At 44.0% G+C, this 16,054-nt stretch carries 19 protein-coding genes; 3 read left to right on the forward strand and 16 right to left on the reverse strand.

From position 1 onward, the window contains the following. Nucleotides 1–3: 3 nt before the first annotated feature. Genes ICE94_RS00130 through queE form a run of 4 tightly spaced genes read right to left on the reverse strand, consistent with a single transcriptional unit; the run spans nt 4 to nt 2,478 of the window. Nucleotides 4–918 (reverse strand): LD-carboxypeptidase, encoded by a 915-nt coding sequence (locus ICE94_RS00130; protein WP_216147106.1) that lies wholly within the window; start codon nt 916–918, stop codon nt 4–6. Continuing rightward, on the reverse strand, nt 918–1,373 hold the full coding sequence (tadA, locus tag ICE94_RS00135) for a tRNA adenosine(34) deaminase TadA (RefSeq protein WP_216147109.1): 456 nt from the start codon (nt 1,371–1,373) through the stop codon (nt 918–920). The genes ICE94_RS00130 and tadA overlap by 1 nt, the downstream gene beginning before the upstream one ends. Then, on the reverse strand, nt 1,357–1,821 hold the full coding sequence (gene queD, locus ICE94_RS00140) for a 6-carboxytetrahydropterin synthase QueD (RefSeq protein WP_216147112.1): 465 nt from the start codon (nt 1,819–1,821) through the stop codon (nt 1,357–1,359). Before queD ends, tadA begins: the two co-directional genes overlap by 17 nt. 3 nt (nt 1,822–1,824) lie before the next feature. Next, on the reverse strand, nt 1,825–2,478 hold the full coding sequence (queE, locus tag ICE94_RS00145; RefSeq protein ID WP_216147115.1) for a 7-carboxy-7-deazaguanine synthase: 654 nt from the start codon (nt 2,476–2,478) through the stop codon (nt 1,825–1,827). A gap of 113 nt (nt 2,479–2,591) precedes the next feature. Here queE and ICE94_RS00150 point away from each other — a divergent pair, with 113 nt between their 5' ends. Beyond that, complete coding sequence (locus ICE94_RS00150) at nt 2,592–2,939, forward strand: arsenate reductase (protein WP_216147118.1); 348 nt, start codon at nt 2,592–2,594, stop codon at nt 2,937–2,939. A gap of 6 nt (nt 2,940–2,945) precedes the next feature. On the opposite strand, the gene guaA is transcribed toward ICE94_RS00150, so the two are convergent. From guaA to ICE94_RS00170, 4 genes are read right to left on the reverse strand one after another with little or no spacing between them, the layout of a single operon-like run. Next, nucleotides 2,946–4,553 (reverse strand): glutamine-hydrolyzing GMP synthase, encoded by a 1,608-nt coding sequence (gene guaA, locus ICE94_RS00155; RefSeq protein WP_216147121.1) that lies wholly within the window; start codon nt 4,551–4,553, stop codon nt 2,946–2,948. Between the two features lie 11 nt (nt 4,554–4,564). Further along, nucleotides 4,565–6,028: an IMP dehydrogenase gene (gene guaB / locus ICE94_RS00160; protein ID WP_216147124.1), complete on the reverse strand. Its 1,464-nt coding sequence runs from the start codon at nt 6,026–6,028 to the stop codon at nt 4,565–4,567. A 38-nt stretch (nt 6,029–6,066) separates the two neighbouring features. Beyond that, complete coding sequence (locus ICE94_RS00165; RefSeq protein WP_216147127.1) at nt 6,067–6,417, reverse strand: RnfH family protein; 351 nt, start codon at nt 6,415–6,417, stop codon at nt 6,067–6,069. Continuing rightward, nucleotides 6,401–6,841, reverse strand: coding sequence for a type II toxin-antitoxin system RatA family toxin (locus tag ICE94_RS00170; protein WP_216147129.1), 441 nt, complete (start codon nt 6,839–6,841; stop codon nt 6,401–6,403). The genes ICE94_RS00165 and ICE94_RS00170 overlap by 17 nt, the downstream gene beginning before the upstream one ends. A 24-nt stretch (nt 6,842–6,865) precedes the next feature. On the opposite strand from ICE94_RS00170, the gene smpB reads away from it, so the two are divergent. Next, nucleotides 6,866–7,324 (forward strand): SsrA-binding protein SmpB, encoded by a 459-nt coding sequence (smpB, locus tag ICE94_RS00175; protein WP_216147132.1) that lies wholly within the window; start codon nt 6,866–6,868, stop codon nt 7,322–7,324. Between the two features lie 7 nt (nt 7,325–7,331). Here the strand turns inward: smpB and ppsA are convergent, their stop codons facing one another. Further along, on the reverse strand, nt 7,332–9,713 hold the full coding sequence (ppsA, locus tag ICE94_RS00180) for a phosphoenolpyruvate synthase (protein ID WP_216147135.1): 2,382 nt from the start codon (nt 9,711–9,713) through the stop codon (nt 7,332–7,334). 112 nt (nt 9,714–9,825) lie between these two features. Between ppsA and ICE94_RS00185 the strand changes: the two genes are divergently transcribed. After that, the gene (locus tag ICE94_RS00185) at nt 9,826–10,650 is read left to right on the forward strand and encodes a pyruvate, water dikinase regulatory protein (RefSeq protein ID WP_216147138.1); all 825 of its coding nucleotides are present in this window, start codon (nt 9,826–9,828) and stop codon (nt 10,648–10,650) included. Between the two features lie 6 nt (nt 10,651–10,656). On the opposite strand, the gene ICE94_RS00190 is transcribed toward ICE94_RS00185, so the two are convergent. The 7 genes from ICE94_RS00190 to ICE94_RS00220 are packed head-to-tail and all read right to left on the reverse strand — an operon-like array spanning nt 10,657 to nt 16,044. Continuing rightward, nucleotides 10,657–11,478, reverse strand: a complete 822-nt coding sequence (locus tag ICE94_RS00190) for an RNA methyltransferase (protein WP_216147141.1) — start codon at nt 11,476–11,478, stop codon at nt 10,657–10,659. A 1-nt stretch (nt 11,479) separates the two neighbouring features. Beyond that, nucleotides 11,480–12,073 carry a ribonuclease HII gene (rnhB, locus tag ICE94_RS00195; protein WP_255539030.1) on the reverse strand — a complete coding sequence of 198 codons (594 nt, stop codon included), beginning with the start codon at nt 12,071–12,073 and terminating at the stop codon, nt 11,480–11,482. Next, on the reverse strand, nt 12,060–13,232 hold the full coding sequence (lpxB, locus tag ICE94_RS00200) for a lipid-A-disaccharide synthase (RefSeq protein WP_370623760.1): 1,173 nt from the start codon (nt 13,230–13,232) through the stop codon (nt 12,060–12,062). The genes rnhB and lpxB overlap by 14 nt, the downstream gene beginning before the upstream one ends. Further along, a complete protein-coding gene (lpxA, locus tag ICE94_RS00205) occupies nt 13,216–14,016 on the reverse strand; it encodes an acyl-ACP--UDP-N-acetylglucosamine O-acyltransferase (RefSeq protein WP_216147147.1) in 801 nt (266 codons plus the stop codon). The genes lpxB and lpxA overlap by 17 nt, the downstream gene beginning before the upstream one ends. Beyond that, nucleotides 14,016–14,465, reverse strand: a complete 450-nt coding sequence (gene fabZ / locus ICE94_RS00210; RefSeq protein ID WP_216147150.1) for a 3-hydroxyacyl-ACP dehydratase FabZ — start codon at nt 14,463–14,465, stop codon at nt 14,016–14,018. Before fabZ ends, lpxA begins: the two co-directional genes overlap by 1 nt. Further along, nucleotides 14,458–15,528, reverse strand: coding sequence for a UDP-3-O-(3-hydroxymyristoyl)glucosamine N-acyltransferase (gene lpxD, locus ICE94_RS00215; RefSeq protein WP_216147153.1), 1,071 nt, complete (start codon nt 15,526–15,528; stop codon nt 14,458–14,460). Before lpxD ends, fabZ begins: the two co-directional genes overlap by 8 nt. Nucleotides 15,529–15,531: 3 nt before the next feature. Next, complete coding sequence (locus ICE94_RS00220) at nt 15,532–16,044, reverse strand: OmpH family outer membrane protein (protein ID WP_216147156.1); 513 nt, start codon at nt 16,042–16,044, stop codon at nt 15,532–15,534. Between the last annotated feature and the right edge of the window lie 10 nt (nt 16,045–16,054).

Here is a 16,054-nt window from a genome sequence, read left to right on the forward strand (position 1 = left end):
GATCTATCTACGAATGATTAACTCGTAACCAGAGCGAGTTGCTTGGAGAGAGGCTTCTGCCCCAACGGGTAAAGTTAATTTATCCCGACAATGTCCGAAGGGTAAATTCGTGAGTACGGGGCAAGGAATCAGCCTTCTAAGCGTATCCAATGCAGACTGTAGGTCATAGCCATTGTCAGTTGCAGATAATTTATATCCACTGATATCACCTACAAGAATCGCCTGTTGACTACTAAGATAGCCGGCGTGTAAGAGTTGTAAAAGCATTCTCTCAATCCGATACGGATGTTCGTTAATATCTTCAATAAAAAGAATGCCTTGACTCACCTGCTTTACTGTAGGCATGTAAGCAGTACCTAGCAAACTGACCAAGATTGATAAGTTACCCCCCCACAAAAGACCAGGTCGATTGCTGCTGATATTGAGCTCCTGACTAAGTATTTGTGAGCTCTCTACAGAGTAATGGATGGTCTTATTAGCCATGGCATCCATAAAATACTTATAAGTAAATTCAGATACCGTAGCGGTAAAATCAGGGTTAAACATGGGCCCTGCAAAGGAAATCCGAGATGTTTTAGCCAGAAGGGCTAGATTAAATGCCGTAAAGTCACTATGCCCGACTATACGCAAGCCCCGATCAACTTGTTGAGCAAGCGAATCCCAGTCAATATCTGGGAGCAATCTATGCATTCCATAGCCACCACGCGCGGCCATGACAACAAAGCTTGGGTCAATACTAGACAAATGATTCAAATCATCAAGACGCTCAGCGTCTGTTCCAGAAAAACGTTGGCTTTGACGCGCCAAACACGCCAGGTTGGATAAATTAAACCCCTGCTCTCTACAAATCTGGATACCTTGCTCAGCGATTGAAGCATCTTGCAAGGCACCCGATGGAGCAATGAGATGAATATTCATTAACGGCGATCTTTAAAAAAATTTTTGAGTAAATTTGCACATGAGTCTGATAGTACCCCACCTACGCATTCCGTATGATGATTTAACTTTTTTTCATCAAACAAACTCAGAACACTATGCACACACCCCGTCTTTAAATCAGCTGCTCCATAAACCAAACGTGAAATCCTTGCATTCATAATGGCCCCTGAGCACATCATGCATGGTTCTAGAGTCACGTAGAGAGTGGTCTCAGGAAGACGATAGTTATTCATAACTCGACCGGCGTTACGTATAGCCATCATTTCAGCATGAGAACTGGGATCATTTTGACTAATTGGCATATTGTGCCCACTACCAATAACAAGCCCATTTTTTACCAAAACAGCTCCAACGGGTACCTCGCCCAAGCGAGCTGCTAACTCAGCCTGTCTTATGGCCATACCCATAAAGTACTCGTCAACTTGGCTTGCCATAAGCGTCTGCCCAACAATTGGGAGTTTCATATAAGCGAACTCTATGCAAAGAGAGTCGGCCGCTATAGTTTTTCTGAAAAAGTGGTTCCAGCGTTTCGAAGGCAATTTTTGCTAGGTTCTCGATCGTTGGAATCAAGTCAATCACAACAGTTTTATGCCCCGGTATTGCATTTAAGAAGTTAACAAGTACCAGATCATCTTTAGCGACAATAAAGGAATGATCCCAACGATCAACGATATGTTCGTTAGTGATTTTTTTTATATCACCAAAATCTAAAACCATACCCTCGTCGGCATCACCGTGCTTTTCTTGAACGGCACCCCGAAGAGTAACCTCAATGACATAACGGTGACCATGTAAATGTTTACATTGGCCACCATGATGTGGAATTCGGTGCCCTGCATCAAATTCAAGGCGGCGTGTGATATCGATTGAAGAGTTCAACATGCTTTAACGTATTCCTATCCACTTGTGATTTTGCATACTCAAACGCCATTTAGGTCGCATCTGGCAAATTCGTACAGCCTCCTGTATATGCTGCGATTGCTGAGCATCATCTAGAGGTTGAATGAAAAAATGCTTGAATGACATTTTTTCATAACGAGCTAAAACCTTATCTATATCTTCAGAGTAGCCTAATTGAGGCCAAACTAGTTTAATCTCATCGGCCTGAAGAATACGCAGATCTGATCCAGATTTAGGGCTGAGACAAACCCAATCTACGCCTTTAGGAAGCTCTAGAGTCCCATTGGTTTCAATAGCAACCTCAAAACCCCTTAACTTGACAGCTTTGATTAATGGCTCATCGAGCTGCAAAAGAGGTTCTCCACCCGTAAAAACAACATATTTATGTTTGGGGTCAGCATCGCCCCAAAACTGATCTATGTGCTTTGCCAGTGAATCTGCATCTGCAAACTTGCCTCCACCTAAGCCATCTGTACCAACAAAATCTGTGTCACAAAATTTACAAATGGCACCTGCCCGATCCTCTTCTCTCCCCGACCAGAGATTACAACCTGAAAAGCGACAAAAAACTGCCACTCGCCCAGCATGGGCCCCCTCTCCTTGGAGGGTGAAGAAAACTTCTTTAACGCTATAGGTCATAATGATCGATTAGAACTTACTCTGAGATAGCTAGGTATTTGATTTTACTAGCATTTGTATTTATCAATAAAAATCTTTTGCTTAAGTTGCAATGACATATAAAGGTAATATCGATGACACAAGTTTTTGGCATTAAAAATTGCGACACAATGAAAAAAGCATGCGCTTGGCTCGATCAACATGGCATTCAATATGAGTTCATCGACTACAAAAAAAGTGGCGTTGTAGCAGGTCAAATTCAGCTATGGTGCAGCTTGTCTGACTGGAAAATCCTCGTGAATCAACGTGGTACAACCTGGAAGAAGATACCTGATCTAGAAAAAACCCCTCTTGATGAAACCCGGGCTAAGCAATTAATGATCACTTACCCGAGCCTGATTAAACGACCGATCGTTCTACATAAGGGGAAAATGATTATTGGCTTTAACGAAGACCTCTTTGAAAATTTTTTTAAAGAGTAGCCAATCTTACTCCCACTCAATCGTTGCAGGTGGCTTTCCGCTAATGTCATACACCACACGGTTAATCCCGCGTACCTCATTAATGATGCGATTGGAAACACGACCCAAGAGATCATGTGGTAGATGAGCCCAATGGGCCGTCATAAAGTCTTGCGTTTGGACAGCGCGTAATGCCACAACGTACTCGTAGGTTCTACCATCTCCCATGACACCCACTGATTTAACAGGTAAAAATACTGCGAATGCCTGACTAGTCAATTCATACCATGATTTACCACTGTTCTCTTCAATAGTCGAACGTAGCTCTTCAATAAAGATTGCATCTGCTTTACGTAACAAATCAGCAAAATCTTTTTTCACTTCTCCAAGAATTCTCACGCCTAAGCCAGGCCCTGGGAAAGGATGACGATAAACCATTTCATGAGGCAACCCTAATGCAACCCCCAGCTCTCTAACCTCATCTTTAAATAACTCTCTAAGAGGCTCTAGCAACTGCAAATGCATATCGTCAGGTAAACCACCCACATTGTGATGACTCTTGATTGTGTGGGCACCTTTTTTGCCTTTGCCTGCAGACTCAATCACGTCAGGGTAAATGGTTCCTTGTGCCAACCATTTAGCATTTTTAATTTTGGCAGACTCTCGCTGAAAGACCTCCACAAACTCTTTCCCAATTATTTTTCTCTTTTGCTCAGGATCTGATACCCCTGCGAGTTCACCCATAAATTGTTGGGTAGCGTCAACATGAATTACCTTGACACCTAAATTTTTAGCAAACATATCCATGACCATTTGCCCTTCGTTTAAGCGCAAAAGACCATGATCCACGAATACACAGGTTAACTGAGAGCCAATCGCTCGATGTATCAATGCTGCCGCAACACTAGAATCCACTCCGCCCGACAAACCGAGAATCACCTCGTCTTGCCCAACCTGATCTCTAATTTTGGCTACTGCCTCACTAATGTAATCCCCCATTACCCAATCAGTGCGACATTGGCAAATACCATGAACAAATCTTTCTAGAATGGCTCTGCCTTGCAAAGTATGAGTGACTTCTGGGTGAAACTGAACAGCATAAAACTGTCTAGCCTCATCAGCCATACCAGCAATAGGACACGACTCCGTCGATGCCATCAGCTTAAAGCCGGGCGGTAATTCAGTCACTGAATCACCATGACTCATCCATACTTTTAGAATACCGTGGCCTTCAGGTGTCGAGTGATCTTGAATGCCATTGAACAGCGGAGTATGGCCCCTGGCACGAACCTCTGCATATCCAAACTCCCTGGACTTACCTAAGGATTCGGCAGTAGCTACACAACCCCCTAATTGAGCTGCCATGGTTTGCATGCCATAACAGATACCAAGAACTGGAACACCTAACTGGAACACAATCTCAGGAGCTCGTGGCGTGTCCCCCTCTGTGACGGAGCTAGGACCGCCGGACAAGATAATTCCCTTACAACCCTGTTCTTTTACAAATGCCTCTATCCAAGCCGAATCGACATCGTAGGGATGAATCTCTGAGTAAACACGGGCCTCTCTAACGCGTCTAGCAATTAACTGAGTAACCTGAGACCCGAAGTCTAATATTAGTATTTTGTCGTGCACGAAAAATCCGATTAATCGATATGGTAATTGGGTGCTTCTTTAGTAATTTGTACATCGTGAACGTGAGATTCACGCATTCCGGCCGATGTAATTTCGACAAAGGTTGCTTTTTGATGTAATTCATCAATCGTCTGACAACCACAATACCCCATGGATGAGCGAATGCCACCTGTCAATTGATGGATGATGGTTAACACACTACCCTTGTAAGGAACTCTGCCTTCGATACCTTCTGGTACCAACTTATCGACATTAGCACTGTTGTCTTCTTGGAAGTAACGATCTGCGGCTCCATCCTTCATCGCTCCCACCGAGCCCATACCTCGATAGCTCTTATAAGAGCGACCCTGATATAGAAAAACTTCCCCTGGTGACTCTTCGGTACCGGCAAACATACCACCCATCATTACGCAATGTGCACCTGCCGCTAGAGCTTTAGAAATATCTCCAGAATAACGCACACCACCATCTGCAATTAATGGTACCCCTGTACCCTCTAGAGCTTTTGCAACATTCACAACTGCGCTAATCTGAGGTACACCCACACCTGCAACGATACGTGTAGTACAGATAGATCCTGGGCCAATACCGACCTTGACACCATCAGCGCCATGATCAACTAGTGCACGTGCGGCATCAGCGGTTGCTATATTGCCGCCAATCACTTGAATGTGTGGGTAGTTAGACTTCACCCATTTGACTCGATCTAGGACGCCCTGTGAGTGACCGTGAGCCGTATCAACCACAATAACGTCGACACCGGCTTTGACCAATAACTCTACTCGTTCATCATTATCCGGGCCTACGCCAACAGCGGCGCCAGCCAATAATTGGCCACGACTATCCTTGCTTGCATTAGGATGTTCTTTTGCCTTAAGAATATCTTTAACAGTAATCAGGCCTTTAAGTTCAAAGGCGTCATTTACAACTAACACACGTTCGAGGCGGTGCTTATTCATTAAGCGTTTAGCTTCTTCAGGGCTCGCCCCCTCACGTACAGTCACGAGACGCTCTTGAGGCGTCATCTTTTCTCTGACTTTTGCGTCTAAATCTTCTTCAAAGCGTAAATCTCGATTCGTAATTATTCCAACAACTGTTTTACCTTCTAGAACTGGAAAACCAGAAAATCCATGCTCACGTGACAGTTGGAGCACATGCCTTACTGTCATTTCTGGAGTAATGGTGATGGGATCTCTTAATACGCCCGATTCATAACGCTTAACCTTAGCGACTTCTCTGGCCTGTTCGCTCGGTTTTAAATTTTTATGAATAATACCGATACCACCCTCTTGAGCCATGACGATCGCAAGACGACCTTCGGTAACGGTATCCATGGCAGCAGACACCAGTGGAATATTGATGGAAATATCGCGTGTTAACTTGGTACCCAAGCGGGTATCACGCGGCAAAACAGCCGAATAGGCTGGAACCAGTAGCACATCATCAAAAGTAAGTGCTTTTTGTATGAGTCTCATGCAAAACCCCTATGCGCAAAAGCGAATTATAGAGGTTTTTAGCTCCGACTCAAAAAACGGCCTTTTCTACCTGCAGCTTTAGCCTGTAAACGTGCATCTTTGTTTTTATTTGCTTTTTTACGCCGCGCTTCCATTGGGTCAATCAATAAGGGACTATAGATTTCAAGGCGATCACCATCATAAAACGGACTATCCCAATCCTTTCTCTTACCAAAAACGCCAAACATACCTTTGCGATTAACCCGAGGGTCTGCAGGACCATCAAATATACCTAGGGCTTTTAAAACAGCCCCTACAGTCAATGGTTCGTTTAGAGGAAGCTCATAAGAAACTAATTGAAGCGGTTCCTGACGTGCATCACAGACGGTTAATTTAATTTTTTTCACCATACACCTGATCAGCTCGCTTAACAAAACCATCCACAAATGTAGAGGCAATCACATTGAATACTGGCCCAATGATCTTTTCAAGTAGAAGACTTGAAAACTCGTAATGAAGTTTAAATTCGACCTTACACGCATCTTCTCTCAAACCGGTAAATCGCCAATGTCCATGAAACTTCTTAAATGGCCCATCCACAAAGCTCATATCGATAGATTCAGGCCTACGGTTGCTATTGCGAGTATGAAAAAATTGCTCAAGGCCCTTAAATCGAATATGAATCTTTGCATCTAGAACCTCCTCCGATTGTTCATAGATCTCTACGCCACCACACCACGGCAAAAAATCAGGGTACTTGGCAACATCGATTACCAAGTTATACATGCTCTCTGCGGAATGCCTAATTAGTACGGTCTTAAATACGTCTGCCATAATTGCTATTCTAACGAGTTATTTATGAGCATTATTGACAACAAAAAAGCCCTCTTTGATTATTTCATCGAAGAACGTTTTGAAGCCGGCCTTGTATTACAGGGGTGGGAGGTCAAAGCGATTCGAGAGGGTCGAGTACAAATTAAAGAAGCTTATGTGGTTGTCAGGGATGCGGAATTATTTCTGATCGGTTGCCATATCAGCCCTCTAATCTCAGCCTCTACTCATGTTCATACAGATCCAGTACGCACACGTAAATTGTTACTCAATGCCGCTGAAATCAGAAAATTAATTGGCAAAGTGGAGCAACGTGGCTACACGCTAGTTCCCTTAAACCTTCATTACAGCAAGGGTCGCGTTAAGTGTGATGTTGGTCTTGCTCGAGGAAAAAAACTACACGACAAAAGAGATGCTAGCAAAGATCGTGACTGGCAAATAGAAAAAGCCCGATTGATGAAATCGGGCTCGAGAATCAAAGACTAGCCTAACTCTAGCTGCTAGATAAGACTGTCCAAGTATCTATAACGCTGTCCGGGTTTAAAGAGATTGAACTAATCCCTTGTGCCATCAACCATTTGGCAAAATCTGGATGATCTGACGGCCCCTGGCCACAGATACCAATATATTTACCCTTGGCACGACATGTCTGAATGGCACGCGCTATTAAAAACTGTACCGCAGGATCGCGCTCATCAAAGTCTATGGCAAGCAGCTCCATTCCAGAATCACGGTCTAATCCCAGACTTAGCTGGGTCAGATCATTTGATCCAATTGAGAAACCATCAAAATGCTCTAAAAATTCCTCAGCCAAAATAGCGTTCGATGGGATCTCACACATCATAATGACACGCAAACCATTTTCACCACGCTTAAGGCCTTGTGATGCCAATAAGTTGATGACTTTTTCAGCTTGAGCAACTGTTCGCACAAATGGGATCATGATTTCTACATTAGTTAGCCCCATATCGTTACGTACACGTTTCATGGCCTCACATTCCATTGCAAAAGCATCTGCAAAATCTTCAGATATGTAGCGTGAAGCCCCTCTGAAACCAAGCATAGGATTTTCTTCATCAGGCTCATAACGTGAGCCGCCGATCAATTTCTTATACTCATTAGACTTAAAGTCTGACAAACGAACAATAACTGGCTTAGGATAAAACGCGGCAGCTATCGTGGCCACACCTTCTGCTAATTTATCCACATAAAACGCTCTAGGACTCGCATGCCCTCTAGCAACACTCTCAACAGCTTTTTTCAAATCTAGATCAATATTGGGGTATTCCAATATGGCTTTAGGATGTACTCCAATATTGTTATTGATAATGAATTCGAGTCGTGCTAAGCCAACGCCACCATTTGGAATTTGACAGAAATCAAACGCTAACTGTGGATTACCCACGTTCATCATAATTTTTACGGGGATCTCAGGCAAATTGCCACGCACCAGCTCTGTCACTTCGGTTTCGATAGGACCATCATAGATACGTCCCTCATCACCTTCAGCACAAGATACTGTGACAACTGCACCATCTTTGAGAACATCAGTTGCATCACCACAACCTACCACTGCTGGCACGCCCAATTCTCTGGCAATGATTGCCGCATGGCATGTACGGCCACCGCGATTTGTAACAATCGCAGATGCACGTTTCATTACTGGCTCCCAGTTAGGGTCTGTCATATCAGCTACAAGCACATCACCCTCTTGCACACGATCCATCTCAGAGGCGTCTTTAATGACACGCACGGTGCCGGTGCCAATTTTTTGCCCAATCGCCCGGCCTTTAGTCAGAACAGTCGAATGTCCTTTGAGCTTATAACGCATCTCGACTTTGCCATGCGCTTGACTTTTAACCGTCTCAGGACGTGCTTGAAGAATATAAATTTTCCCATCCACACCATCCTTACCCCACTCTATATCCATGGGACGACCGTAGTGTTTTTCAATAATGACAGCGTATTTAGCTAATTCAATCACATCGTCATCTTGGATGGAATAGCGATTTCTCAATTCAGGAACGACATCTACGGTTTTAACGCGCCCCACCTCGCCCGGCTCAGTAAATTGCATTTGAATTAACTTAGAACCCAAACTCTTACGAATGATCGGGTACTTTCCTAGGTCCAGAGTCGGCTTAAATACATAGAATTCATCGGGATTAACCGCACCCTGAACTACGGTCTCACCAAGACCATAGCTTGACGTAATAAAGACTGCATCTTGAAAGCCAGACTCAGTATCGAGAGTAAACATAACGCCTGAAGCAGCCTTGTCTGAGCGAACCATCCGCTGAATACCTGCTGAAAGAGCGACCTCAGCATGCTCAAAACCCTTGTGAACGCGATATGAGATAGCACGATCGTTATATAAAGAAGCAAACACTTCTTTAATACGTTTGAGAATATCTTCTATACCGACGACATTCAAAAAAGTTTCTTGTTGACCAGCAAAAGAAGCATCAGGTAAATCCTCTGCAGTTGCAGACGAACGTACGGCAAAGGAGCCATTACCAGTCGCATCGAGAGTTTTAAATGCAGTACGTATTTCAAGCTCGAGACGCTCTTGAAAAGGAGCGTTCTCAACCCAAGAACGAATTTCACTTCCAGCTTCTGCAAGTGCTTTCACATCATCCACATTTAACTGCGCAAGACGTTCATTAATACGTGTTGTGAGATTGTTATGATTTAAAAAATCTCGAAAAGCTAATGCAGTGGTGGCAAATCCAGTTGGGACTCTGACTCCAGTCGCATTGAGTTGAGAAATCATCTCACCTAGTGATGCATTTTTACCTCCGACTGATTCGACATCAGTCATACGGAGTTCTTCAAAGGGTAAGACATAGGCTTGTGCATGTTGAGGGTTAGTCATAGTGCTCTCTCATTTAATATAAAACTGGTATGCATCCCAATGCCTTGTATGATGGCAGTGAGATTAAATTATTAGCCTATTGTATCTGTTGACTAACCATTAAAGTAGATTCATGAGCACGAAACCTAGAACTGTATTTATTGTCTCCGACGGGACTGGCATTACCGCTGAAACTTTCAGCCAATCTATCTTGGCCCAATTTGAAATACCTTTTAAGCTATCCCGCAAACCCTTTATCGATACCGTTGATAAGGCCCATCAAGTTAGTAGAGAAATCAAGGATTACGCTAAACAATCGGGGATTGAACCCATTGTGTTTACTACCTTAGTGAACCCAGAAGTGAATCAAGTACTTAGACAAACCCAGGGTTTAGTCCTAGACATGTTTCAAACATTTATTGTCCCCTTAGAAAAAGCATTAGGACAACCTTCCAACCATGCCATTGGACGTTTTCACAATAATGCGGATACGCAGTCTTATAAAAATCGTATTGAGGCAATTAATTTTTCACTGGCGCATGATGACGGCCAATCCAATCAAAATCTAGCAGATGCTGACGTGATCTTAGTCGGTGTATCTAGAAGCGGTAAAACACCAACAAGCTTATATCTTGCTATGCAATACGGCTTAAAGTCAGCCAATTACCCACTGATACCGGATGACTTTGAGAGATCTCAGCTACCCCCCGATCTGCATCCCTATAAGAAAAAATTATTTGGTCTAACGATTGATCCTATGCGCCTATCTGAAATCAGGAATGAACGTCGCCCTGGTAGTAATTATGCCAAGCTGGAAAATTGTCGCTACGAGGTTAGCGAAGCAGAGGCTATGATGCGCAAAAATAATATTTCTTGGTTATCAACGACAAACAAGTCAATCGAGGAAATCGCAACAACCATCTTGCAGCATATTAATCCAGATCGTAATACTTATTAGAAGCGCTTAAGAGTCTGAATGATGCTTAATGCGGACCGTCTCAAATAAGCAAATAGCAACCGCACTTGCCACGTTCAAGGACTCAATACAGGATTCTTGTGGGATATAGATACCTCTTGAGATTGCCATGAGCTCCGGGCTAACACCCTGCCCCTCATTGCCAAAGACCCATGCTTTAGGCTGAAGTAATTCAGCACCTAAATCGTATAGATTCATCTCTGCCTCAAGATGGGTGGCATAAAAAGGAATTCGGACCTTTTCTCTCAAGTCATTTAGAGTCCAGGCTTCATGAATACAAAGATGACGGTGCGCTCCCATAGCAGCCCTAAGCACTTTGACAGACCAAGCCTGAGCCGTCCCCTTCATACAAATAATGTGCTTAATTCCTGCGGCGGCAGCCGTCCGCATAATAGATCCAACATTACCCGCATCCTGCAGACCATCTAGAACAACCAAGTCGTCCGTGTATTGAAGTGGAAATTGAGGCTGATTAATTTTGATTGCCGCCATGACTGGTGGCGCATTCACTAATTCAGTCACTTTTTTCCATAGACTATCTTCAAGTAGATAAAGGACAGTTTGCGGCTGCACAGCTAACTGAGTATTGATAGCAGCCAAGACTTCAGGCATTGCAAGGCCAGCTTCAGTTGTATAGATTTCATGAAGATCCGAACTGCCAAGCCAAGCTTGTAATAAGTGAATACCTTCTGCGATGGCTAGTGATGACTCCTGTCTCACTTTCTGTGCTTTATGACCACCCTCTAGGTTGGCGCGAATCCTTTTAACCACAGGATTATCGATTGAACTGATATGTTTCGCTGACTTCATACTAAATACTCTGCAAAAGCTGTTTGACCGGACCAAATGAGCGACGATGCTCAGGTGATGGACCATATTGATTCAGCAATTGAATATGCAGCGCAGTCGGATAAGCCATATGTTTGGCAAACTGATACTGCGGATAAATTTCATCTAACTTCAACATATGTCGATCACGACTGACCTTAGCCAGAATTGATGCAGCTGATATTTCTGCCACTAGAGCATCACCTTGAACGATTGCTTCCATCTCTATATCAAGATTTGGGCAGCGATTACCGTCAATCAAAGCTTTATCGGGCAGGCGACCCAAACTACTCGCCAAACCATGAACCGCTCTTTGCATGGCTAGCATCGTAGCCCATAAAATATTTAACTCATCAATCTCATGCACACTAGCAACAGCTACTGAATACGCCTTAGCATTAAGCAATATCTGTTCATATAAGCTATCTCTTTTCTTAGCACTTAATTTTTTTGAATCCTTCAAGCCGTCAATAGGCTTATCAGGATCAAGTACAACCGCTGCGGCAAAGACGGGGCCAGCTAAAGGTCCTCTTCCAGCCTCATCAACGCCACATATCCATTGTTCAACGGCTCTCAATGATGTCTCCAATCAAATCAGCAACCATAGAATTAGTGGGTCGTTGTAGTTGCTCGTGTATCAGAGTAAAACGTTCTTTTAATTGAGACACTCTGGCAGGATCATCTAACCAAGACAATACCGCTGCTGCCAAATTGGCAGGCTGCGCTTCTTCCTGCAAAATTTCCGGAACCAGAAACTCACCCGCCAAAATATTCGGTAAGCCAATATAAGGCAGATATCCTTGACGACGCATTATCCAGGCTGTGAGCGCAGGTACTGTATAGGAAATCACCATCGGCTTTTTCCATAAAGCGGCTTCTAAAGTTGCAGTACCGCTAGCAATCAAAACCACGTCAGCCGCCTCTAAGACTAGACTAGACTGTCCATCCAACAACTGTATGAACACATTAGCCGAATCTGACAGGTATCTATTCAATAGCTGCTCTAAAGGCCCTCTGAGGCTAGGCATTGCTACCGGAATAAGAACATTCAAAGCACCTTGATACTCGCGAGCCATGTGTGCAATAGCTTGAATAAAACCAGGTCCTACTAGATCAATCTCTGAGGCACGACTACCTGGCAAAACTGCGATGACTGGCGCTCCATTCTTAATTCCAAGACTGGATTTGGCAGCCTCCGGGTTGGGGACTAATGGTATCGAAGACGCCAAAGGATGACCGACATAGTGGGCTTTTACCTCCGTATTGCGATACAACTCAGGCTCAAACGGAAAAATGCAAAATAGATGTTCAACCGCTTCTTCAATTTTACGAATACGTTCCTTACGCCAAGCCCAAATAGAAGGGCTTATAAAGTGCGCCGTCTTGACTCCCCTGGACTTCAGATGCTTTTCTACGCCTAAGTTAAAGTCAGGCGCATCAATACCTAAAAATAAATTCGGGGGCTGCTTATCCAAGCTACGTATCAACTCTCTTCGAATCCCCAGTATTTGTGGCAACTGTTTGAGTGCCTCGACATAGCCTCTGACGGCCAATTTTTCCATAGGCCACTCTACATCAAAGCCCGAAGCGGCCATCTTGGGGCCACCAATGCCATGCATACAACTATTTGGATAACGTTGTGATAATTCTGCAATAACACCCGCGGCTAGCATATCGCCAGACGGCTCGCCAGCCACACAAGCAATATCGATTATTGAACTAGCGGGCAATTCCACGCTGAGATGCTGCAATGAAATCGTGGAATATCGTTAGCTTCTCGGAAGCCTCAACCGATTCTGATTTTTTTTCAGAGGATAGTTGCATGATGGCCCGTTTAGCATCCTCAAAACTTAAATCTTGCTTATATAAAAGTTTATAAGCCTGCCTGAGTGCAGCAATTGATTCAGCGGAGAAGCCGCGACGTTTGAGTCCTTCAGCATTTAAACCATGAGGACTTGCATTGTCACCCGAGGCCATAACAAAAGGTGGTAAATCTTGTACCAATTTGGAAGCTCCACCCAACATGGCATGCTGACCTATACGAACAAATTGGTGAACCCCTGACATGCCCCCCAAAATAGCCCAATCCTCCACATGAACATGGCCTGCAATCTGAGCATTATTGGAAAAAATAGTATGGTTACCCACCACACAATCATGAGCTATGTGCACATAGGCCATGATCCAGTTGTCATGACCAATCCTAGTGATTCCCTGATCTTGTACAGTTCCAGTGTGCAAGGTAGTGAACTCGCGAATCATATTACGATCGCCAATAATTAACTGGGTCGGCTCATCACGGTACTTCATATCCTGCGGAGCACCCCCTACCGATGCAAAATGCCCGATTCGATTATCAGAACCAATGGTGGTGTGCCCCTCTACCACTGTATGAGCGCCAATCTGAGTATTAGGACCAATTTGTACATGAGGGCCAATGACTGCATAGGGCCCAATCTTAACTGTTGAATCTATCTGAGCCTTACCATCAACAATAGCTGTAGCATGAATCAGACTCATTACGCTTCCTTCTTACGAATCGTACACATTAAATCTGCCTCAGTCACAACCTGATCATTCACCGTAGCAAAGGTCTTAAATTTCCAGATTCCGCCTTTAAATCTCTCAATGCTAGCGTTAAGTATTAATTGATCACCTGGTAATACTGGTTTTTTGAAGCGCGCAGCATCTATACCCACAAAGAAATATACCGAGTCATCCACGGAATCTTGGCCAAAGGTAAGCAATGCAGCGGTTTGAGCTAAGGCCTCCAAAATGAGAACACCTGGCATCACCGGAAAATCTGGAAAATGCCCTTGGAACTGAGGCTCATTCATTGTGACGTTTTTTAGTGCCTTAACTCGCTGACCTTGCTCTAATTCCAACACACGATCCACTAAGAGAAAAGGATAACGGTGTGGCAGCATCTTTAAGATCTGGTTAATATCAAAATTCACGACCTCACTCATGCTGGCTCCCTGATGGCAGTTGATTCAATTTCTTCTCTAATTCTTTGATTTGTTTACGCATTTTATCTAAACTTCTGAGTATTGCAGCATTTTTCTCCCAATCACGATGGGGCATCATAGGGAAAATGCTCGTAATCTGCTGTCCAGATTCCTGAATCGAACCAATCACCGTAGTGCCTCCAGAAATAGTGGTTCTGTCTGCGATCTTTAGATGGCCCGCAATGCTACTCGCTCCACCAATCATGCAGAAACTGCCAATTTCTGTACTACCTGCGATTGCAGTCAAACCTGCAATCACGGTGAGTCGCCCTATTTGTACATTGTGAGCAATTTGAACCAAATTATCTATCTTGCAACCATCGCCAATCACCGTATCGGCCATGGCGCCTCTATCAATACAGGTATTCGCACCAATTTCAACATCATCACCCAAGCGAACACCACCTACTTGGGGGATTTTCACCCATTCCTCATGAGCCAAATCCGGAGCGAAGCCAAAGCCATCGGCCCCGATCACGGCTCCCGAATGAATAATATTTCGTTGTCCGATATGACAAGCAGAATAAATCGACACATTAGGGTAAAGGTAGCTATGGGCACCGATTGTGACATCATCCCCTACAGAAACTCCCGAGACTAGAGTTACACCCGGGCCAATTTTGACATTAGCGCCGATTCGACATAAAGGGCCAATGTGGGCCGAGGGATCAATTTGAGCTGTAACAGATACGACAGAGCTAGTGTCTACAGTGGGCTTTAAATTTTCACGTGGATAAAAAATCTGAGCGACACGGGCGAAAACAGCATAAGGATTTTTTGCGATCAATAAGCACGTTGAGGTTTTAAGCCCCTCAGCTCTGAGCCATTGAGCATCACTCTCGCTAACCAGTAATGCGCCAGCCCCGGTTTGAAGAGCCTGCTGTCGATAAATAGCATTAGAAAGAAAAGCCAAGTCAGTCGACTTGGCTAGATTTAGAGGGGCTAGATTATCTATGCTTAAAGTCGTGTTGCCATCGACAACTAGCTCAAAGCGTTTGACCAGATCCCCTACGGTCAGCTTCATTACTTACTTTAAATTATTTAAAGCCTTGATGACTTCGTCAGTTACATCAATGCGAGGATTAACGTATGCAGCTTCTTGAACGATGAGGTCCAATTTTCTTGCTTCAGCAACAATCTTCAGAGCTTGATTAGCCTTCTGAGCAATTTTCGAGCGCTCTTCAAAACTTCTCTGATTGACATCCTCAGTAAATTCACGTTGCTTACGTTGCAATTCACGATCGGCATCCGCTAATTCACGTTGACGGCGGACCCGCTCAGTATCAGTCATGACCGCAGCTTCCTTATCTAGCTTTTCTGCCGCAGTTTTAATTTTCTGAGCATCATCACGTAATTCTTTTTCACGCTTAGCAAATTCGTTCTGTAAACGAGTTTGGCTAGCTTTCGCCATATTGGAGTCTTTGAAAATACGCTCTGAATTAACCACACCAATTCTGCCGATGTCTTCTGCAAACACAGGAGCGCTAAGCATTGCTGCAGCAAGAGCCAAGGCCATTAAAAAACTGTTTTTAGATTTCATATTATCCAAT

The organism is Polynucleobacter sp. MWH-Loch1C5, from assembly GCF_018881775.1.
In the GTDB taxonomy this organism is placed as follows: Bacteria; Pseudomonadota; Gammaproteobacteria; order Burkholderiales; family Burkholderiaceae; genus Polynucleobacter.